General features: G+C 61.1%; 15 protein-coding genes and 1 tRNA gene. 13 read left to right on the forward strand and 3 right to left on the reverse strand.

The window, feature by feature from the left end; translation table 11 throughout:
* Positions 1-4: 4 nt before the first annotated feature.
* The 5 genes from C1719_RS07775 (at position 5) to C1719_RS15705 (ending at position 6206) form a co-directional block, all read left to right on the forward strand.
* On the forward strand, positions 5-1678 hold the full coding sequence (locus C1719_RS07775; RefSeq protein WP_102374582.1) for an AMP-binding protein: 1674 nt from the start codon (positions 5-7) through the stop codon (positions 1676-1678).
* Between the two features lie 226 nt (positions 1679-1904).
* Positions 1905-2756, forward strand: coding sequence for an aldo/keto reductase (locus C1719_RS07780; RefSeq protein WP_102374583.1), 852 nt, complete (start codon positions 1905-1907; stop codon positions 2754-2756).
* A 609-nt stretch (positions 2757-3365) separates the two neighbouring features.
* Positions 3366-4457, forward strand: a complete 1092-nt coding sequence (locus C1719_RS07790; RefSeq protein WP_102374585.1) for a KamA family radical SAM protein — start codon at positions 3366-3368, stop codon at positions 4455-4457.
* A 460-nt stretch (positions 4458-4917) separates the two neighbouring features.
* Positions 4918-6027, forward strand: a complete 1110-nt coding sequence (locus C1719_RS07795) for an APC family permease (RefSeq protein WP_245874424.1) — start codon at positions 4918-4920, stop codon at positions 6025-6027.
* 82 nt (positions 6028-6109) lie between these two features.
* Positions 6110-6206: transfer RNA gene (locus C1719_RS15705), tRNA-Sec, on the forward strand.
* A gap of 14 nt (positions 6207-6220) precedes the next feature.
* Here C1719_RS15705 and selB read toward each other — a convergent pair.
* Positions 6221-8137, reverse strand: a complete 1917-nt coding sequence (gene selB / locus C1719_RS07800) for a selenocysteine-specific translation elongation factor (RefSeq protein ID WP_102374586.1) — start codon at positions 8135-8137, stop codon at positions 6221-6223.
* A complete protein-coding gene (selA, locus tag C1719_RS07805; RefSeq protein WP_102374587.1) occupies positions 8134-9684 on the reverse strand; it encodes an L-seryl-tRNA(Sec) selenium transferase in 1551 nt (516 codons plus the stop codon). Before selA ends, selB begins: the two co-directional genes overlap by 4 nt.
* A gap of 365 nt (positions 9685-10049) precedes the next feature.
* Between selA and C1719_RS07810 the strand changes: the two genes are divergently transcribed.
* The 4 genes from C1719_RS07810 to C1719_RS07825 all read left to right on the forward strand — a co-directional run bounded on the left by C1719_RS07810 (position 10050) and on the right by C1719_RS07825 (position 12472).
* Positions 10050-10682, forward strand: a complete 633-nt coding sequence (locus tag C1719_RS07810; RefSeq protein WP_102374588.1) for an aminotransferase class V-fold PLP-dependent enzyme — start codon at positions 10050-10052, stop codon at positions 10680-10682.
* Positions 10573-11454, forward strand: coding sequence for an aminotransferase class V-fold PLP-dependent enzyme (locus tag C1719_RS07815; RefSeq protein WP_245874425.1), 882 nt, complete (start codon positions 10573-10575; stop codon positions 11452-11454). Before C1719_RS07810 ends, C1719_RS07815 begins: the two co-directional genes overlap by 110 nt.
* A 113-nt stretch (positions 11455-11567) precedes the next feature.
* Complete coding sequence (yedF, locus tag C1719_RS07820; protein ID WP_102374590.1) at positions 11568-12218, forward strand: sulfurtransferase-like selenium metabolism protein YedF; 651 nt, start codon at positions 11568-11570, stop codon at positions 12216-12218.
* Entirely contained in the window at positions 12215-12472 is a 258-nt protein-coding gene (locus tag C1719_RS07825) for a putative Se/S carrier protein (RefSeq protein ID WP_102374591.1), read from the forward strand. The genes yedF and C1719_RS07825 overlap by 4 nt, the downstream gene beginning before the upstream one ends.
* Positions 12473-12551: 79 nt before the next feature.
* Here the strand turns inward: C1719_RS07825 and selD are convergent, their stop codons facing one another.
* Positions 12552-13610, reverse strand: coding sequence for a selenide, water dikinase SelD (gene selD, locus C1719_RS07830; protein ID WP_102374592.1), 1059 nt, complete (start codon positions 13608-13610; stop codon positions 12552-12554).
* A gap of 535 nt (positions 13611-14145) precedes the next feature.
* Between selD and C1719_RS07845 the strand changes: the two genes are divergently transcribed.
* The 4 genes from C1719_RS07845 (at position 14146) to C1719_RS07860 (ending at position 19973) form a co-directional block, all read left to right on the forward strand.
* Positions 14146-17283, forward strand: coding sequence for a molybdopterin-dependent oxidoreductase (locus C1719_RS07845; RefSeq protein ID WP_219717839.1), 3138 nt, complete (start codon positions 14146-14148; stop codon positions 17281-17283).
* A gap of 14 nt (positions 17284-17297) precedes the next feature.
* The gene (locus C1719_RS07850; protein WP_102374596.1) at positions 17298-18227 is read left to right on the forward strand and encodes a 4Fe-4S dicluster domain-containing protein; all 930 of its coding nucleotides are present in this window, start codon (positions 17298-17300) and stop codon (positions 18225-18227) included.
* A complete protein-coding gene (locus tag C1719_RS07855; RefSeq protein WP_102374597.1) occupies positions 18220-18990 on the forward strand; it encodes a cytochrome b/b6 domain-containing protein in 771 nt (256 codons plus the stop codon). Before C1719_RS07850 ends, C1719_RS07855 begins: the two co-directional genes overlap by 8 nt.
* An 80-nt stretch (positions 18991-19070) precedes the next feature.
* Positions 19071-19973, forward strand: a complete 903-nt coding sequence (locus C1719_RS07860) for a formate dehydrogenase accessory protein FdhE (RefSeq protein WP_102374598.1) — start codon at positions 19071-19073, stop codon at positions 19971-19973.
* Positions 19974-20000: the final 27 nt, after the last annotated feature.

A 20000-nucleotide genomic window follows, 5' to 3' on the forward strand; every position in this document is an offset into this window, starting at 1 on the left:
GCTCGTGAACCACATCTTAAGCAAGTACTGCCCCCGCATCGATTTCGATTCGTACGAGGACTTCTTGGAGAATTTCAAGATCGATGTTCCCGCCGATTTCAACTTCGCTTACGACGTCGTCGACGAATGGGCGCGCGTCGAGCCCGAGAAGCGGGCGCTTCTCTGGTGCGACGATGCGGGAGAGGAGCGCGTATTCACTTTCACCGACATCTCGAAGCTGTCGAACAGGGCCGCGAACGCGTTTTCGAAGCTCGGCATCGGGAAGGGCGACGTCGTAATGGTCATCTTGCGTCGCCGTTGGGAATACTGGGTGACTGCGATGGCGCTGTGCAAGATCGGAGCGACCATCATCCCCGCCTCTTTGCAGCTCACCAAGAAAGACATCGAGTACCGCGCCGAAAGCGCGAACGTCAAGATGATGGTATGCGTGAACGACGAATACGTGTGCGCGCAGGTGGAGGAAGCGCTGCCGAAATCGCCGAGCATCAAAGAGCGCATCATCGTAGCGGGCGATCGGGGGGGATGGCGCGGTTTCGACGAGCTGATCGCCGGCGAATCCGACGAGTGGGTGCGGCCGACGGGCGAGGATGCCACGACGGCGAAAGACATCATGCTCATCTACTTCACGAGCGGCACGACCGGTCTTGCGAAGGCCGTATCGCATAACTTCGCGCATCCGCTCGGTCATATCATCACCGCAAAGTACTGGCAGCAGGTTCAGGAAGACAAGCTTCACATGAGCGTGACCGACAGCGGCTGGGCGAAGTTCGGATGGGGCAAGATCTACGGGCAGTGGATTGCGGGCGCGTCCATCTTCGCTTACGACATGGACAAGTTCGTGCCGACTCACCTGCTTCAGAAGATCCAGGATTACAAGCTCACCACGTTCTGCGCGCCGCCGACGATGTACCGGTTCATGCTGCAGGAAGATGTCGCCGCATACGACCTTTCGTCGGTCGAGAACTTCGCGACGGCGGGTGAGCCGCTGAACGCTGAGGTCACACTTGCGTGGGAGCGCTTGACGGGAAAGAAGATCCGCGAGGGGTTCGGACAATCGGAGGGCCCTGTCCTTCTGGCGACGTTCCCCTGGGTCGAACCGCGTCCCGGCTCGATGGGCAAGCCTTCTCCGCTTTTGAACATCCGGTTGCTCGACGATGAGGGAGCCGAGGTCGAAGACGGCGAAGAGGGCGCCATCTGCGTGACGAAGCTCAAAGAAGCCTATCCCCCGGGATTGTTCGTCGGGTACTACAAAGACGAGGAGCGCACGCGCGAGGCGGTCGGCGGCGAGTACTACAATCTGCACGACATGGCATGGCGCGATAGCGACGGATATTATTACTTTGTCGGGCGCGATGACGACGTGATCAAATGCAGCGGTTACCGAATCGGGCCTTTCGAGGTGGAAAGCGCGCTTGTGGAGCACGATGCGGTTATCGAGTGCGCGGTTACCGCAGCTCCCGATCCGATCCGCGGCAAGGTCGTCAAGGCCACGGTCGTGCTTGCGAAAGGGTGGGAGCCATCCGACGAGCTTATCAAGGAGCTCCAAGATCATGTGAAGCATACGACGGCGCCGTATAAGTACCCGCGCATCGTCGAGTTCGTGGACGAGCTGCCTAAAACCATCGGCGGAAAGATCAAGCGCAAGCTGATCCGCCAAAACGACGGGATCCACGACTGAGCTCATGTACGAGCAGGCGGAAATCTGATAAACCGGTCGGGCATGGCGCTCGGCCGGTTTTGCTTTGCAGGATTTGCGCGGTGCGCCGATGCCGCTGCCTCGCGGGTGCAGGGCGCCCTCCCGTTGCATCCCTCTGTAGATCGCGCTACAAACGCATGACGTTTTCTCCCAAAAAGGCTTTCCGTGCGTATGATGATCTGGAATTTACTACCGAAGGGAGATAACAATGAACGGCCCTCACGATACATTTGTTTTGCGCAACGGATACGAAATTCCCTGCATCGGGTTCGGCACCTGGAAGATGCCCGACGGGCAGGAGGCGATCGATGCGATCAACGTGGCGCTCGATGCCGGGTACCGGCACTTCGATACGGCGGCGGCGTATGAAAACGAGGAGAGCGTCGGAAAGGCTTTGAGGCGATCGGGGATCGATCGCAGCGAGCTGTTCGTTACGAGCAAGCTCTGGGCGAGCGATCGCGGCTACGACAGCGCGCTCAAGGCGTTCGATTCGTCGCTTAAGAAGCTCGGCCTCGAGTACCTCGATCTCTACCTCGTCCATTGGCCGGCAGCCAAAGGTGCCGACGAGGTTTGGCAGAAGGAAAACGCCGATACATGGCGTGCGCTCGAAAAGCTGTACAACGACGGCTACATCCGCGCCATCGGCGTGAGCAACTTCAAGCCGCATCATCTTGAACCGCTCATGAAGGTGAGCGAGATCGATCCGATGGTCAACCAGGTGGAGATGCATCCGGGCTTCCCGCAAACCGAGACGAAGAAGTTCTGCGATTTGAGCGGAATTCTCGTCGAGGCATGGTCGCCGCTGGGACAAGGTCGCGTTCTCGATGACGATCGGTTGCTCGAAATCGCCGTGAACTACGGCGTGACGGTTGCGCAGCTGTGCATCAGATGGTGTTTGCAGAACAATGCGGTGCCTTTGCCGAAGTCGATGACGCCTGAGCGCATTCGCGAGAACGCCGATGTGTTCGGGTTCGATATCAGCGCCGACGATATGCGCAAGATCAACGAACTCGAGCAGTTCGGCATGTCGGGACTCGACCCCGATGAGGTTGATTTCTAACATCAAGGCCGCTTAAACCCAACGTGCGAAAACCAAGCGAGCGCCCCGACAATCGGGGCGCTTTTGCGTAGAGGCGGCTGTCAACCGCATCTTGTCGAATACGATGCAGCAATCATCGTTTTCGGCGTACAGGGTGGAAAGATATCGCGATTTTCCTCATGCTGTTCGGGTTCGAGGTCGTTATCGCGGCGATGATCCGTCTGATGCCGTAGGCCGGCGCTTTGCGGCGCATGGCGTGAAACGCTGTTGCAGACGTATGCAGCAAGATCGGTATTCCTTTCGTAAACCTGATGAGTCTTCTTAAGGTTTATGCAGGCAGTCAAGATGTTTTCGGCATTTTACCAGCGGATATTCAGTTCGAAAATCGCACCGTGCTACCATGCGGCGATCGGTTCGAATACTTTTTACGCGAGAAGCCCCCGAATCGGTTTCTCGATTTAGCGAACGCCCCGAACCCGGGATGGCCTTCATCGAAACGGGCGGCGGCGGTCTGATCCGAGGCGATATCGAAGACGAACGCTGTCCGTTGGCTCAACGCGCGCCCGAACGAGGCGGCTTGCCGTGCCGTGCTTCAAAGCGGCGCGAGCGCGGGGCGAAGGAGGATGCTCGATGGGTTGGAAAAGCGAAATGAAGGAATGCTCGAGAACGCTTGAAGACTTGGGCGATCTCTTGCGGTTCGGCGAAGCGGATAGGGCGAGGATATCCGCAATTCTCGACCGCGCACCTATGGCGGTGCCTCCGTACTATCTGTCGCTCATCGATTTCAACGATCCGGAGGATCCCATCCTCAAGTTAGCCGTACCGTCGCTGCTCGAGGAGGATCAGTCTGGAAGCCTTGACACCTCGGGAGAAGCCGACAACACGGTTATCGCGGGCATTCAGCATAAATACCGCGAAACCGTGCTGATGCTCGCGACCAACGAATGCGCCATGTACTGCAGGCATTGCTTCAGAAAACGCATCGTTGGACTTCCCGACGAGGGTATCGCGAAAGACTTCGATAAGATCGCGGCCTATCTTCATGCGCACACTGAGATCACGAACGTCTTGGTGAGCGGCGGCGATGCGATGATGTGCTCCAACGAGCGCCTTGAGGAGATACTCGGGTTGCTTGCCGGCATCTCCCATATCGACTTCGTACGCATTGCGACGCGCGCACCCGTGACGCTGCCGTCGCGCATCACCTCCGACATCGGGCTTCTGGATGTGCTGAAACGGTATCGGGAAAGAAAGCAGCTTTTCGTTGTGACCCAGTTCGATCATCCGCGCGAGGTGACCTCGGAGGCGGCGAAGGCCGTGAGGGCAATTCTTGATCTGGGTATCCCCGTGCGCAACCAGACGGTTCTTCTGCGAGGAGTCAACGATGATGTCGAGGTGCTTGCAAGCCTGCTGCAAAAACTCACTTCGATTGGCGTCGAGCCGTATTACGTTTTCCAATGCCGTCCAGTTTCGGGTGTGAAGAACCAGTTCCAGGTGCCTTTGAAGGAAGGTGTTCGCATAGTCGAAGGAGCGAAGGCCCTGCAAAACGGGATCGGCAAGTCCTTTCGGTATTGCATGTCGCATGTGACGGGTAAGATCGAGATTCTGGGTACGTTGTCCGAAGGCCCGATGGCGTTCAAGTATCATGAGGCGAAGGACCGTGAGTCGATCGGGCGCCTGTTCGTTCGCGAGGTGGCAGACGATCAGGCCTGGCTCGACTAAGCTGCCCGAGACGCCCTGGCAGCCGCCCGGCGGCCCGCATCCGCTGGGCGTCTTGTGCGCTCGGGCATCGAAACGAAACGTTAACGGCTCCATGAGCAATGCATGACAGTGCTCGCTGCTGGTTTTCCCGAAGAGTACAGTGGTAGGCGGCGCATCGCCGAAACCGCGAACGGGTGCGCTTCTGAGGAGGCTTACGTCATGCAGGGCAGATCCGCCGGTGCCGAAACGGAAGGGCGGTCGAACAAACCGAAGCTGAGACGTGTCATGTCGGTTCCCGACATGGTGGTCTACGGGCTTATATTCATGGTGCCCATTGCGCCGTTCGGCATCTATGGCGGCATATTCACGGAATCGGGCGGCATGCCGACGCTCGTGTACATCGTCGGCACGTGCGCCATGGCGTTCACGGCTCTCTCCTATGCATCGCTTGGCCGGGAGTTTCCCGTATCGGGATCGGTGTATGCCTATGCGAGCAGGGGCGATCAATCCGGGCGTCGGGTTTTTGACCGGTTGGGCGCTCATGCTCGACTACATTTTAAGCCCGGTGCTCCTGTACGTCGTATCATCGACCGCGCTTCATGGAATCGTGCCCGAAATACCTGCGTGGGCGTTCGGCGTCGTGTTCGTGCTGGCCAATACGTTCGTGAACGTTCGCGGCATCGAGACGGCCTCTGCCGTCAATCGCATCGCCCTCGTGCTCGAGATGCTCTGCCTTGCCGTGTTCATCGTATTGGGGATCCATTGGGTCGCGACGGACCCGTCATCGAAAGGTTTCACGTTCGATCCCGTCTTCAACCCGGAAACCTTCGATCCCAACCTTGTGATGAGCGCCGTGTCGTTGGGCGTGCTGTCGTTTCTCGGCTTCGACGGCATCGCGACGCTTGCGGAGGAGGCGAAGGACGCTCGCCGCGGACCGGGAAGGGCGATGATGGCCTCTCTTGCAATCGTGGGCACGCTATTCGCGGTGCAGACCTACATTGCCGGATGCATCAGCCCTGACGGCGCGGTATTCGCGCATGACCAGGACAACGCGTTCTACCTTGTGGCGGGTTTGGCGGGGGGAAGGGCGCTTTCCGTTACCTGCGCTCTTGCAACGGCGCTGTCGTGGGGAATCTTCACGGCGCTTGCCGCCCAGACTGCCATCTCGCGCATACTGTTTGCCATGGGGCGCGATGGGAGCCTTCCGCATGCGCTTGCGAGGATCCATCCGAAATACAAGACGCCCTATGTGGCGACGCTGTTCGTGGGCGCGGTGTCGCTCGTGCTCGTTTTGGTTCTGGGCAGATTCGGCACCGATACGATATCGCTGTTCGTGAACTTCGGCGCACTCACGGCCTTTCTCGTTCTGCATGCGACCGTCGTGTGGCACTTCTTCGTCAAGAAGCGCGACGGCAAAGTATTCGCCCACCTGATATCGCCTGCGATAGGTTTTGCGGTTATCGCCTATACGTGGGTGAGTCTGAGCATGCCGGCGAAGCTCCTCGGCGTCTCATGGGTGCTTGCGGGCGTTGCATACTACTTCGTTTTGCGCAAGGTTCTGAAGAAGAAAGTGCGCTTCACGGACTCGTGAGGCATCTGTTCGAATTTCTGAGCCGATTTATCGGTTTTACGGTATCATGATCGAGCGCCGCTTCGGGCGCGTTCGCTGAAACGGAGATGGATGGGTCCTGGTGGGCCCCACGGCCTTCAAAGCCGATGTGAGGCGCGCAGAACGTCTCGGGTGCGTTCGATTCGCATGCATCTCCGCCATTTGCATCCGCATGCTATCGCAGATAACGCAGATCGCCGTCGCGCCTCGTCATGCCCTGGGAATCGAAATGCTCGAGCAGGGGAATGGCGTATTTCCTGCTGGTGTTCATGGCCTCCTTGAGCTCGGCTGCGGTTGCGGGTCCCTGCTCGAGTCGGGCGCGCGCACTGCCGGCGAGCGATTCGAATGCGGCGGCATCGAAGAAGAACTCCTGGCTTACGCGGCGGACGGCGCCTTCTTTTTCGAGTATGTTGAGCGCGCGGTGGGCAAGTGCGGGTTCGACTCCGCTTGCGGCGATGAGATCGGATACGGTTGGGGGCGTGCCGCCTGCGGCGGCGAGGGTTGCGGCTAGGGTCTCGGTTGCCAGCTCGACTGCTTTTCGTGCCGCTGCTCCTGCTTTCGGGTGGGCAACCTCCCCGTTCGAGGCGATCGCCGCTCCTGCGGAAACGGCATCGGCGAGCAGGGCGTCGAAGGATTCGGCGTCGGCTGCGGGAACGGCACGCTGGCGAAGGATGTCTTTTGCGATGCCCGGCGCAGTCGGATTCTCGGCATGGAATTTGAGCAAAGCGTTTTCAATGGCGGAACGGAGCCGCTGAAGGTTCGATTTCGCCATGTAGAACGAGCCTCGAGGGGCTCCTTCGAGCCGTACGGCCGCACCAGCGGCGACGAGGGCGTCGAGCTCTCGCTGGGCGGCTGGGGCCGAAAGGCCGGATGCTGCGGCAAGCGCCGATGCGGTGACGGGCAGGCTTTGAGTCGCGAAGGACGCTTTTGCAACGGCCGATTCGTTTTGCGTGCAGAGCGCTTCGAGCAACTTTAGATCTTCCGGCGAGATGTTCGTCGTTCTGCGCGGATGGGCGCGAAGCACGGTGCCGCCCCCGATTACGTGAACGGGGGAGTAGGATCTCACCACGAAGCGGTCGCGCCAGGATACGGGCAGGGGTTCTTCGAGTCGAATCTGTGCAAAGGCCCGCTCGCCGCACGCAAGCGATTCCCTCTGTCCGATGAGGAGAACGCGCCCGAAGGTCTCGCGCGTTCCGTGCGCCACGCGGACGCGCGTGCCGCTTTCGAGGGAGCGTGTTTTGCCCGGAACGCCCAGGAAGGCAAGTTCGGCATCGAATCGATCGGTTGGAATGATCGCACCGGGTGCGGCGATGAACGAGCCCGGTCGGATTTCGCTTGTCGAGAGGGCGTTGAGGTTGAGGGCAACGCGATGGCCTGCGAGTGCTGTTTTCGATGCCGTCCCATGAATCTGGATGCCGCGAACACGGGCGCGCAATCCGCTCGGCAGCACTTCGATTTCGTCATCGAGCGCGATTTTTCCGCTCCAGAGGGTGCCGGTGATGACGGTGCCCGCTCCTTTTACGGAAAATACCCGGTCAACGGGAAGGCGGGGGATCGAACCGGTCTGAATGCGTTCGGTCGCCCGCGCCATTTCAGCAAGGGCCCCTTTGAGGTCGTCGAGGCCTTGTCCGGTTTTGCTCGAAACGGAAACGACGGGGGCGTGGGCGTAGGGGGTTTGCTCGAGGCGCGCCTCGATTTCGTCTGCCATGAAGGACGTCCACTCGTCGTCGACCAGATCGATTTTGGTCAGGGCCACGACAAGGCGGGGTACGCCCAGAAGCTCGAGCACGGCGAGGTGTTCGAGCGTTTGGGGCATGATGCCGTCATCGGCGGCGATGCAAAGCAGCGCGAAATCGATGCCGCTGGATCCGGCGATCATCTGTCTGACGAAGCGTTCGTGGCCGGGTACGTCGACGATGCCGAGCGACACGTCGCCGGGTAGGTCGAGCCGGGCGAAACCGAGTTCGATCGTTATACCGCGTCGTTTCTCTTCGCTCAGGCGGTCGGGGTCGGTTCCGGTGAGGGCGTAGACGAGCGATGATTTCCCGTGGTCGATGTGCCCGGCTGTTCCGAGTACGAGATCGCGGCTCATCGGGTAGCCTCGCTTTTCGCGGGATTCGGGCGAATGCCCGATCGTGAGGCTGGGTCGTTGCGAAGGGCGCGCGTGGTTTCTGTCGATACGTCGAGCGCATCGAAGTAGGCGCGCAGCGCGGATGCGGCTTCGGGGATGTCGGCATCGGTGATCGTGCGGGCGTCCAAAAGAACCGCTTCTTTCTTGATTCGTCCGACGATGGGAACGCGGCGTTTTGCGATGAGGAACGTTTCGCAATCCTGTGCGTTTCCGCGCAAGAACGTAATCTGGGCGGCATGCGATTCGATATCGCATAGCGGCAGCGAGCCGCCGCCTGCCCGCGCCGTCTCGTTGACGACGTTCACTTGGGCGTATCCTTCGGGCAGCGCATCATCGAGCGCCGATGCGAGCCGGATCGCGCGATCGCGTACGGAATCGGCGGGCTCCGAGAGCATGCGCAGCGTCGGGATGGCGCGAAGCGCCTGCTCGGGATCAAGGTGGATGCGCAGCGTCGCCTCGAGCGCGGCGAGGGTCATTTTATCGAGGCGCAGCGCGCGAGCAAGCGGGTTTTTCTTCAGTCGATCGATCAGGCGACGCGAGCCGACGACGATGCCGGCTTGGGGTCCGCCGAGCAGCTTGTCACCCGAAAACGAGACGAGATCGCAACCTCGCTTCAGCGATTCGGCGACTGTGGGTTCGGCATAGGTTCCGAAGCAATCGAGATGCAGCAGCGCCCCAGATCCTTGGTCTTCGAAGATCAACAGGCTCTCAGAGCATTCGGCGTCGCAAGTCGAGAGAGAGCGGCGCGCGTTCTCCTCATCGGCGAGGCGCCGCAGCTCCGTTACGCCCACCGATTCGGAAAACCCGACGATACGGTAATTCGAGGGGTGCACTTTGAGCAGCATCGCCGTGTCGGGGCCGATCGCTTCAGCGTAGTCGGACGCATGGGTTTTGTTCGTCGTGCCCACCTCGACCATCTCGGCGCGCGAGAGCGCCATGATGTCGGGTATGCGGAACGACCCGCCTATTTCGACCAGCTCGCCGCGCGAAACGACGGCTTTCCTTTCTGCGGCGAACTCCGCAAGCACCATCAGAACCGCGGCGGCGTTGTTGTTGACGGCGATGGCGGCTTCGGATCCCGTGAGCGCGCAGATGAGGCGCTCCACATGGTCGTGACGGCTTCCGCGCGAGAGCGTTTCGGTATCGTATTCAAGCGTCGAGTAACCACGTGCGACATCTTCGACTGCGTGAACCGCCTCATCGGCCAGAACGCTTCTGCCGAGGTTGGTGTGGAGGATGATTCCCGTTGCGTTGACGACGCGTTTGAGCGACGGCTTGAGGTTGGCGAGGGCGCATGCGCATGCATCGTCGGCTATTGCGCGGACGTCGACTTCGCGCAGCGCGTCGGTTAGGATGGCCCGGCGTGCGCTCTCGATGGCTTCCCTCACGCAATCTGCAAGTAAGGTGCGCGGCAGAAGCGAGCCGAGCGCCTTGATCTCGGGCGATTGCAGCATTTCCTCCACTTGGGGAAGCGCGCGAAGGAGGTCGGGGCGAGGCGTCTGCGCCATGGGAATGCCTTTCTCGAAACCGTGGATGCCCACCGTGTTGGGCCGTAGCGTCTTTGGAAAGTATACCAGTTGCTCCGCCGCGTTTTCGTTGATCCCGCCGCTGGCAGAATCTGTTGAAAAATCGGCGTTTTCGGCGATCGGCGTGCGTTATACTGCGATTCAGCCTGGCTGCGGGTTTTTGCTTTCCGCGGACGGCGACCAAAAGCTTCAAGGGAAGCGCCGGGTGCGTCTCTGCAGCGCATCCGTTCGTTCTGCACCGCCGCCCAGCGGCATGTTCGCATGCCTGCGATCGGGCGGTATTTCTCGACTATACGACGAATCGACAACGCAAGCAGCTTTCGTGTTGCTTGCGACGAGGCGGAACCATGATCTATTTCGACAATGCGGCGACGACGATGGACAAGCCCGACGAGGTTATCGAGGCGATGACCGCCGCGCTGCGCACGTTCGGCGGTGCGGGGCGCGGCGTTCACGGAGCGTCGATCGCGGCTTCGGAAGCGGTGTACGCCGCACGCGAGGGCATCGCTCGACTCCTCGGTGCGCAAGCCGCTTCGCGCATTGCCTTCACGGCAAACGCAACCGCCGCGCTCAACATGGCCATCGCGGGGCTCTTGCCTGCGCGGGGCCGGGCGGTGACCACGGCTGCCTCGCACAACTCGGTGCTCCGGCCGCTGTATCGGATGCGCGACGAGTGCGGTTGCTCGCTTGCCGTTGCCCCGGTGCGCGCCGACGGATCGCTTGATTACCCGGCTTTCGAGCGCATGCTCGAAGACGGAGCCGACGTCGTGGTGGCGACGCATGCCTCGAACGTGACCGGCGATGTGTACGATGTGGCCCGCATGGCCCGTACGGCGCATGAGGCGGGCGCCGNCTGCGCGGGGCCGGGCGGTGACCACGGCTGCCTCGCACAACTCGGTGCTCCGGCCGCTGTATCGGATGCGCGACGAGTGCGGTTGCTCGCTTGCCGTTGCCCCGGTGCGCGCCGACGGATCGCTTGATTACCCGGCTTTCGAGCGCATGCTCGAAGACGGAGCCGACGTCGTGGTGGCGACGCATGCCTCGAACGTGACCGGCGATGTGTACGATGTGGCCCGCATGGCCCGTACGGCGCATGAGGCGGGCGCCGCATTCGTGCTCGACGCCGCCCAAACGGCCGGCACCTTGCCGATCGACATGGGGGAGATCGGGGCGGATGTCGTGTGCTTTACCGGCCATAAGGCCCTGTACGGACCCCAAGGTACCGGCGGGCTGGCCGTGGGCGGCGATATCGAGCTGCCGCCGCTTATGGTGGGGGGATCGGGTTTTCGAAGCTTCGAAGAGCGCCATCCCGATGCGATGCCCGAAAGCCTGGAGGCCGGTACTGCGAACGCCCATGGGCTTGCGGGGCTTGCGGCCGGTATAGCCTACCTCGATAGGATCGGCCTCGAAACCGTTTCGCGTCGCATCGAAGGAGCGACGTCCCGATTCCTGGAAGGCGTTCGGGGCTTGCCGAACGTCAGCGTACTGGGAGGATCGACGCGGGTCCGTTCGGGCATCGTCGCCATCGTGATCGACGGCATGGATTCGGCGCTTGGTGCCGGGAGGCTGTGGAGCGAATTCGGAATATGCGTTCGGGCGGGCGCCCATTGCGCACCGCTCATGCATGAAGCGCTCGGCACGAAAGAGAGCGGCGCTGTGCGATTCAGCTTCTCGCATCGAACGAGCGAAGCGGAAATCGACAAGGGAATCGCCGCGCTCGCGTTTGTCGCCGAAGGGGGTTCTCGTGTATAGCATCGGCGTCGACATCGGATCGACGGCCGCGGAGGCCGTCGTGGTCGAAGGCGGCGCTTTCATAGAAATGCCGTGAATGCCGATACGGCGAAACGGCGCGAAAGGATAGTTTTATGAAAACGATCGATGCCTTCGGGCTGGCGTGTCCCAAGCCGCTTGTTCTGGCGAAAAAGGAGATCGATGCAGGTTGCACAGAACTGGAGGTGCGCGTCGATAATGAAACGGCCGTCAAGAATCTGACGCGTCTAGGTGAGAAAACGGGGCTATCTGTTGCGGTCGATGCCATCGAGGGCGGGTGGCTCGTCGCCTACGCTGGCGCAGGCGACAACGGGGTTTCGCCTGCGAGCCGAGGAAGTGCGCCGAGCATCGGATCTGCGGGTGCGGCGCCGGCATGCACGCCTGTGGCGTGCTCGACGGGTGCGGGGTGCGGATACTGCGTGTTCGTCGGAAGCGACGGAATCGGTTCGGGGGATGACGAGCTTGGTCGCAACCTGATGAAGATGGCCCTCTACACGCTTGCAGAAGCGGGCGATCCTCCGGTGTCGTTGCTGTTCATGAATGCGGGCGTGAAGCTCGTGGCGGGCGGCGAGTGCCAGGTTGCCGAAAGCGTTGCGAGCCTTATCGAACAGGGAACTGAAGTGCTCGTATGCGGGACCTGCCTCGATTTCTACGGACTGAAGGATGCCCTTGCCGTCGGCGAGGTGTCGAACATGTACGATATCCTCGAGCGCATGCGCGAGGCATCGAAGGTGGTTTCGCTGTGAGCGACCGCCCGTACGTGATCTCGTTCGATTCAACCCATGCGGCCATGGCTGCGAACAGCGCGCTCGCCGGTGCGCCGTTCGCCATGATTCCCACGCCCCGCGAGATCAGCGCGGGGTGCGGGATGTCACTGCGATTTTCTGCGGAAGACGATGGGGATGCGTTGGCTGTTGCGAAAGGCATTGCGGACATAGCGGGCCGAGCTTCGCTGTACGCCGAGGACGACGACGGCTATCGTCTGCTTGAAAAGCTCTGAGCTTGCAGCTGTTTCGCTGCAAGTGCATGCAGAATGGGCGGTTGCGCCGCCAGCGGCCTTCGGCAATGCGGCGAAGCGTTCAGTCTGAAAACGCGATGGTGCCCGAAAGGCCCTCGGCAACGGTGCCGATGCGGGCGGGCGCACGCCCGACGAGGGCTTCGAAGGAGCGCTCGAAATCATCGGCTGCTTCGGGCGCTATCGCGGCGAGCAGTCCCCCCGATGTTTGGGGGTCGCATACAATGGCGAGGCGGTTGTCGAATTCTTCGTCGCCGAGCGCCCCTTGGCTCACGTAGCCGATCGCTTCGTCCATGATCGCGAATGCTCGGTTCGGGCGGCAGTAGGCACGGGCAAGATCCTCCACGCCTTCGAAAAGGGGGAGCGATCCGAAACGAAGCGTCGCGCAGCAGCTGCTTGCGAGCAGCAGCTCGTGGAGATGGCCTGCAAGTCCGAATCCCGTCACGTCGGTTGCGGCGTGCGCGCCGCAACCGACAAGGGCATCGGCAGCTGCGGCGTTGAGCTCCATCATCGATTCGACGGCTGCGCGGTAGGCGCTTTCCTGGGCCATATCGCACGCGTGAGCCGAAACCATGATGCCCGTGCCGAGCGGCTTGGTAAGGTAGAGCACGTCTTTCGGCTTTGCGCCCGCATTGCGCAATATCCTATCGGGGCGAACGGTGCCGAACACGGCCAATCCGTATTTCGGTTCATCGTCATCGACGGTGTGGCCGCCTGCCACAACCGCGCCCGCTTCGCGAACCGCATCGGCGCCGCCTCTCATGATCTGGGCCGCGATCGGTGCGCCCAGCGCGCAGTCGAGGGCGAGCAGGTTCAAGGCCACATGGGGTTTGGCGCCCATGGCGAAGATGTCCGAGAGGGCGTTCGCCGCTGCGATGCGACCGAATTCGTACGGATCGTCGACGATGGGCGTGAAGAAGTCGGCCGTGAAAACGGCGGCGCGATCGTCGTCGAGCAGCCAGACGGCGGCATCGTCGTTGGTTTCGAAACCCAGGAGCATGCGCGTGTCGTCTCCCGGAAGAAGCGTCTTAAGTATGTCGTCGAGATCTCCCGGACCCCACTTCGCCGCTCAACCGCCCTTCGAAGTCAGTTTGGTCAGCTTGATCTTCTCTATCTCTTCCATGCGCACCTCCTCTCAGTCCGTGTTCCCTCCGATCGTCCAACGCGTGCGCAGGCGTCCGTTCTTTTCAGTATAGCAGGCATGTGCATGCGCCGTGAAATTCTCCATCTTGCGAAAAAGGTCGCTCACCTGCAGAGAAAGATGGCCGCCGCCGAAGATGCACGCCGCCTGCCGATATCGGGGAAGCCCCGCAACGGATGCCGTTCGCCGAACGATCGAGCCGGCGTTTTCGCACGGTGCAGGCTCTGCTTTCGCGGAGAGGACCGCTCGCAGATGAAACGGGGCCGCTCGCTCGGCGCCGTCGGCAACGCATGCGCCGCTCGCCGAATCGCCCCCGTAGCAGGCGCTTGCTTTGATCTGTGATGAAAAAGCTTGTCAATGGTAGGATCGGAGCGCTGGCAGGCAGGGCATCTGCCAAACGGCCCACAGGGTCGAACCGCATCGGCTGCAAGCGCTCTCCCATGCCCTCGAGTGCGTTGTCATCCGATGCGCTTCGCGTAGAAGCGTAAGGCAAGAACGAAGGAAGGAGATCGAGGACATGAATCTCTCACGCAGGGGCTTTTTCAAAGCCACCGGCGCTGCGCTCGCAACGAGCCTGGCGTTTGAGTTGTCCTCCCGATCGGAGGCGCTCGCCGCAGAGCCCGCATCCGATTGGAAGCTGGTGAACACCGAGGAGTACACGAACATCTGCTGTTACTGCTCGGGAGGTTGCGGCGTCATCTGTTCGACGCGCGACGGGGAACTCGTCAATCTCGAAGGAGATCCCGACCACCCCATCAACCAAGGGGGGTTGTGCCCGAAGGGCGCCTCGATGTCGCAGCTTCGCAACATCGTCGACCCCGCGACGCATGAAACGATCAAGAACACCAATCGCAAGACCAAGCCGATGGTCCGCCGCCCCGGCAAATCCGAATGGGAACCCATCGGATGGGACGAAGCCGCTTCCGAGATCGCACGCTGGGTCAAGGATACGCGCGATGCCACATTCGAGGAGAAGGCGGGCGATATCGTTGTAAACCGCTGCCCCGGAATCGCAAGCTTGGGCGGCTCTCAACAGAACTCCGAGGAAGAATACCTCATCAACAAGATGATGCGCTCCCTCGGCGTCATAGCCATCGACAACCAGGCGCGCGTTTGACACAGCCCCACGGTTGCCGGTCTGGCAGCATCATTCGGTCGCGGTTCGATGACGAACCATTATTGCGATCTCAAAAACGCCGACGTGCTTATGACGATCGGTTCGAACAACGTCGAGAACCACCCCGTTTCATCGAAATGGGTCCAGAAAGCGCTCGACAACGGCGCGACGTGGATCGTAGTCGACCCGCGCTATACGCGCTCGGCCGAAATGGCCGACATCTACTGCCCCATACGTTCGGGCACCGATATCGCGTTTTACGGCGGCATGTTCAACTATATCTTGGAAAACGACCTGTGGCAGCATGAGTACGTTCTCAATTACACGAATGCGTCGTTTCTGCTCGACGAGGAGTACTCGTTCGATGTGACGACGGGCATCTTCTCGGGCTTCGATGAGGATTCCGCGACGTACAGCAACGCCACCTGGCACTATCAGGTTGAAGAAGAGCAGCAGTGGGATACCTCCGAGACGGGCGCTTACGCCTGGGTCGCCAAGGAGGGCGTCCCCGAATTCACGCCCCCCGTGCGCGAGGTTCCGAAGCGCGATATGACGCTCGAGGATCCGATGTGCGTGTTCCAGCAGCTTAAAAAGCACTATGCGCGCTACGACCTCGAAACCGTTTCGAGCATTTGCGGCATGGACAAAGAGCTGCTCGAAAAGATGTATTCGGTGTACGCTTCCACCGGGGAGCCGGGCAAATCGGGCACGATCATGTATGCGCTCGGCCAGACGCAGCATCACTACGGCGCACAGAACTGCCGTGCCATGGCGATCCTGCAGTTGCTTCTGGGCAACATCGGCATGCCCGGCGGCGGCGTCAACGCATTGCGCGGAGAGCCGAACGTGCAGGGTGCCACCGATATGGGAATGCTGGTGGCCAATCAGCCCGGCTACCTCAACTGGCCGACCGAGTACGGTACCCCTTCCTTGCGGGCATGGTGTGAGAAGGAAACGTATTCCGACGGATACTACACCAACAAGCCGAAGTTCATCGTATCGGCTTTGAAGGAGTGGTTCGGCGACGCGGCGACGGTTGAGAACGATTACGGTTACGACTGGTGGCCCAAGGTGCCGAAATCGCCCGACTACTCGATCATCGGATCCTTCGAGCTCATGAGCCAAGGCGTTATCAAGGGGTACTTCAACTGGGGTATGAACCCCTGTCACTCGGCGCCCAACGCATCGAACGTCCGCCGTGCTATGGCGAAGCTCGATTGGCTCGTCGTCGTCGATTGGGTGGAAACGGAGTCGGCGTGCTTTTGGAAGGCTCCCGATATGAATCCCGAGGAGATCGATACCACGGTGTACTTCCTGCCTGCCGCGCTCATTTACGAGAAGCCGGGCACCATCCTCAATTCGGGTCGTTGGCTGCAGTGGCGCTACCAAGCGGTCGAACCCTGGGACGAGGCGAAGCCCGACTACGAGATCTGCGATGTGCTTTGGACGGCGATCGTCGATCTGTACGAAAAGGAAGGCGGTATCGCGCCCGAGCCCATTCTCAACACGAAATGGGATTACTACGTCGATGGCAAGATCGATCCGAGGCCCGTCGCCTGGGCGCTCAATGGGTACGCCTACGAGCAGGGCGGCTTTGAAAACGGCGCGCCTCAGCTGCTGTCCACCTTCGCGAATCTGGCTGCGGACGGCTCCACTGCCTGCGGCATGTGGATATACACCGGGTTCTGGGCGAACAACGATGCGCCGCTCGATCCTGCCGAGCAGGCCATCGGCGGACGCAGCACCGATGACCCGTCGGGTCTCGGACTGTATCCGAAGTGGGCTTACGCTTGGCCTCTTAACCGCCGCATCATCTACAACCGCGCCTCTGCCGATCTCGAAGGCAAGCCGTGGAACTCTGCGAAGAAACTCGTCGAATGGACAGGGGAGAAGTGGGATCAGGTCGATGTCGCCGACTTCGTGGCGGCTTCGAACGGCACGCCCGTGCCCCCGAACGACAAGGCGTTCTTCATGCTTTGGGAACAGAGCGCTCGCCTCGAGAGCTACGGCATGGGCGATGGGCCGCTGCCCGAGCACTACGAGCCCTTCGAATCGCCTTCCGACAATCAGATCAACGGAAGGCAGAATTCGCCGTGCATTCGCTTCGCCGAGTTCGATTCGGTGAAGAGGGGCGATCGCTCCGAGTATCCGATTGCCGTGACCACGTATTCGGTCACCGAGCAGTGGCAGACAGGCGGCCAGACCCGTTCCTGTCCGGCCCTCAACGAGGCCATGCCCGAGCAGTTCGTCGAGATGTCGCTCGAGCTTGCCGAAGAGAAGGGCATCAAGAACGGCGACCGGGTCAGGGTGTTCAACAACCGCGGGTCTGTCGAGGTCATGGCACTCGTGACGCCGCGTTTCAAGCCTTTTGCGGTAAACGGCGAGACGGTTCACCAAGTGGGTATGACGCACCACTTCGGCTGGGCGGGCGAATACGCTACGGGCGACATCGTCAACGACTTGCCGCCGAACGTGGGTGACCCGAACTGTTGGGTGCCCGAATACAAGGCGTTCCTCGTCGATATCGAGAAGGCATAGGAGGTGCGCGGGCTATGAGTGAGAAAGCGATATTGTTCGATACTTCCCGATGCTCTGCATGCCGCGGGTGCCAGGTCGCGTGCAAATGCTGGAACGACCTGCCGTCTCCCATCGAGAAGAACGCCAACCCCTCGACCGGCTCGTATCAGAGTCCGGCCGATCTGGGCGCCGACACGCGCCTTGTGGTCACGTTCAACGAAGAGGCGGGCGGAAGCAAGGGGGTCATGTGGGCGTTCGGACGCCGCGCGTGCCAGCACTGCACCGACGCGCCGTGCGCTGCCATGTGTCCTGCGGGGGCCATTTTCAAGCACGAAGAGACCGGGTTCGTTACGATGGACGATTCGAAGTGCGTGGGATGCCAGTACTGTTCGACGGCATGCCCGTTCGACGTGCCGCGCTATTCGGCTGGGCTTCGTACGACCATCAGCAAGTGCACGGGCTGCATCGATCGCATCGAGCAGGGCCGCGCGCCCGCATGCGTGAGCACCTGTCAGCCCGAAGGCCTTTTGTTCGGCGATCGAAGCGAGATGATCGCCCGCGCCCACGAGCGCGTCGCGGCGCTGAAGCAGCGCGGCTACGAAAACGCGGTCGTCTACGGCGAGAGCGAAATGGGCGGCCTCCATGTTATCCAGGTGCTCAAATACGGTGTGGCAGCGCACGGGCAGATCGAAAATCCCCAGGTTAATCCCGCTGTTGCATTGACGCAGATCATGAAACCCATTACGGCTGTCGGTGCGGGCGTTACCGTCGTCGGTCTCGCGGCCATGTTTGCGCTCGGCGTTGGCTACAAGCGCGACAAAGTCGTCTACAACGCCGAAACCGAGGATACGATTTCCTACGAATCCGGCGAAGTGGTCAAACATGGTGACGGACAGGACGAAAAGACCATCAAGGAGCACATCTTCGAAAACCTTCCGGGCAAGAAGGGAGGCCATAATGAATAAAGGACCTGTCCGGGTTTCCGCCGAGGAGGCTGCGATGAACCGCATGTTTCTGGCTGCCATGAAGGACGGCAGGATCGAACGCTACATCAAGCGCCATTCGATGCAGGCGCGCATCACGCATGGCGTCACGTCCATCTGCTGCATCCTGCTGTGCATAAGCGGCCTGTTCGTGTTCGTCCCCGCGCTCGCCGCCGCCGTCGGGCCCGATGCGGTGTTCGCGATGCGCATGTCGCACCGCATCATCGGCATCGTGTTCGTGGCCGTGCCGCTTGCAAGCGCGGTGCTTGCTCCGAGGGGCGTGGCCCACATCTTCAAGAACTTGTTCGCACGATGGGATTCCGACGATAAGAAGTGGATGGCGCTCTTCTTTCCGTACCTTTTCTTGGCGAAGTGGATTCACATGCCCGACCAGCATGAAGTCAAGAGCGGACAGCGCTTCGCCGACGGCATGCTGTGGTTTTGCGGCGCCCTTATGGGCATAACGGGCGTGTTGCTTCTTCTGGGCACGACGATCGTCGATTTGGGCGCGACGGCGCACGGTGCGATCCTATTTTTGCACGATCTCGGGTTTCTGCTGGTGGCTATCTTTGCGATGGCTCACATCTTCTTGGGATCCGGCATCTTCCAGCCGTACCGTGGCACCTACAAGCTCATGTTCGGCAACGGAATGGTTTCCGAATCCGATGCACTGTACCATTGGGGTCATTGGGCCCGCGCCGAAATCGCCTCGGGTGACAACGTAGTCGAGGTGAAACACGCGTAACGACAATGTGCCGGGGGTCTGTTCCACGTAAGGCTCCCGGCGCAGGTTTGCCGTTAAACGAGAAGAAGGATGCATCTATTATGAACTTCAAGCAGATAGACGCAGCAATCGCCTTTTACCGCGACTCTGCGGACGAGACGACGAACGCCCGCCTCGCGTTTTTCCGCGAGATCTGGGAGACGATGGGCGCCGTATCGGAAAAGCATGGAGAAGCGCAACCGTACCGCGTTCCCGAGGCCGATGCGCTGCAGGCATGCGCGCGCGATCATGTGCCCGTTTTCTCCGTGTCGGCGGTTGCGATTGATCGGGAAGCGTTCGCCGAAGCCGTACGTGCTTTGGCCGATCTCGTAGCGCGGCAGGCCGCGTTTCCCGATACGCTGGCTGAAGAACTTACCGATCAGCCTTGGGAGCAGTGGGTTGCGCAGAGTCCGCTCGAGCTTGCAGGAAGCGACCCTGCAGGCTACGTTGAAGCGTTTGCTTGCATGCTCGAACTCGGAGGCTTGAGCGAGGGTTCGGCATCGATCGGCGCAATAGCCGCTTCGCTTTCGCTTCGTGCGCTTTTGGAAGCTCCGGCTCGATCCGTTGTCGAGGCGATGCGCATTGCGGGGGCTGATCGGGCCCATCCGCTTCGCTGTCCCGTATGCGGCGGCGAGCCGACGATCGCCCGCGTGGGCGAGACCGAAGCATCGCAGGGTCGCGGCAAAGAGCTTTGGTGCGGCCAATGCGCGACGGCATGGAGCTTCGAGCGCGTGCGCTGCGCGCGGTGCGGAACGCAGAACCAGAGCCGCCTGCACTACTATAACGTCGAGGGCGACGATTCGCATCGGATAGCCGTTTGCGACGAATGCGAAGGCTACGTGCGCACCGTTTACCAGCAGGACGCTTCCGCGCCGTTCTCCTTCGAAGTGGAGGATGTCGCGATGGCTCCGCTCGATGCGATTGCGAGCGACCCGCAGTTCGCCCGAGTGCGCGAAGGCGCATAGGCGCTCGCGTTCGAGCGCCGATACCGA

Source organism: Raoultibacter massiliensis (genome assembly GCF_900199545.1).
Taxonomy (GTDB): domain Bacteria; phylum Actinomycetota; class Coriobacteriia; order Coriobacteriales; family Eggerthellaceae; genus Raoultibacter; species Raoultibacter massiliensis.

What these genes read in the sequence shown, in the direction of transcription:
- C1719_RS07780 (WP_102374583.1), top strand. Translation starts at nt 1,905, where the DNA reads ATGAACGGCCCTCACGATACATTTGTTTTGCGCAACGGATACGAAATT.
- C1719_RS07790 (WP_102374585.1), top strand. Translation starts at nt 3,366, where the DNA reads ATGGGTTGGAAAAGCGAAATGAAGGAATGCTCGAGAACGCTTGAAGAC.
- C1719_RS07795 (WP_245874424.1), top strand. Translation starts at nt 4,918, where the DNA reads ATGCCTATGCGAGCAGGGGCGATCAATCCGGGCGTCGGGTTTTTGACC.
- selB (WP_102374586.1), bottom strand. Translation starts at nt 8,137, where the DNA reads ATGAGCCGCGATCTCGTACTCGGAACAGCCGGGCACATCGACCACGGG.
- selA (WP_102374587.1), bottom strand. Translation starts at nt 9,684, where the DNA reads ATGGCGCAGACGCCTCGCCCCGACCTCCTTCGCGCGCTTCCCCAAGTG.
- yedF (WP_102374590.1), top strand. Translation starts at nt 11,568, where the DNA reads ATGAAAACGATCGATGCCTTCGGGCTGGCGTGTCCCAAGCCGCTTGTT.
- C1719_RS07850 (WP_102374596.1), top strand. Translation starts at nt 17,298, where the DNA reads ATGAGTGAGAAAGCGATATTGTTCGATACTTCCCGATGCTCTGCATGC.
- C1719_RS07855 (WP_102374597.1), top strand. Translation starts at nt 18,220, where the DNA reads ATGAATAAAGGACCTGTCCGGGTTTCCGCCGAGGAGGCTGCGATGAAC.
- C1719_RS07860 (WP_102374598.1), top strand. Translation starts at nt 19,071, where the DNA reads ATGAACTTCAAGCAGATAGACGCAGCAATCGCCTTTTACCGCGACTCT.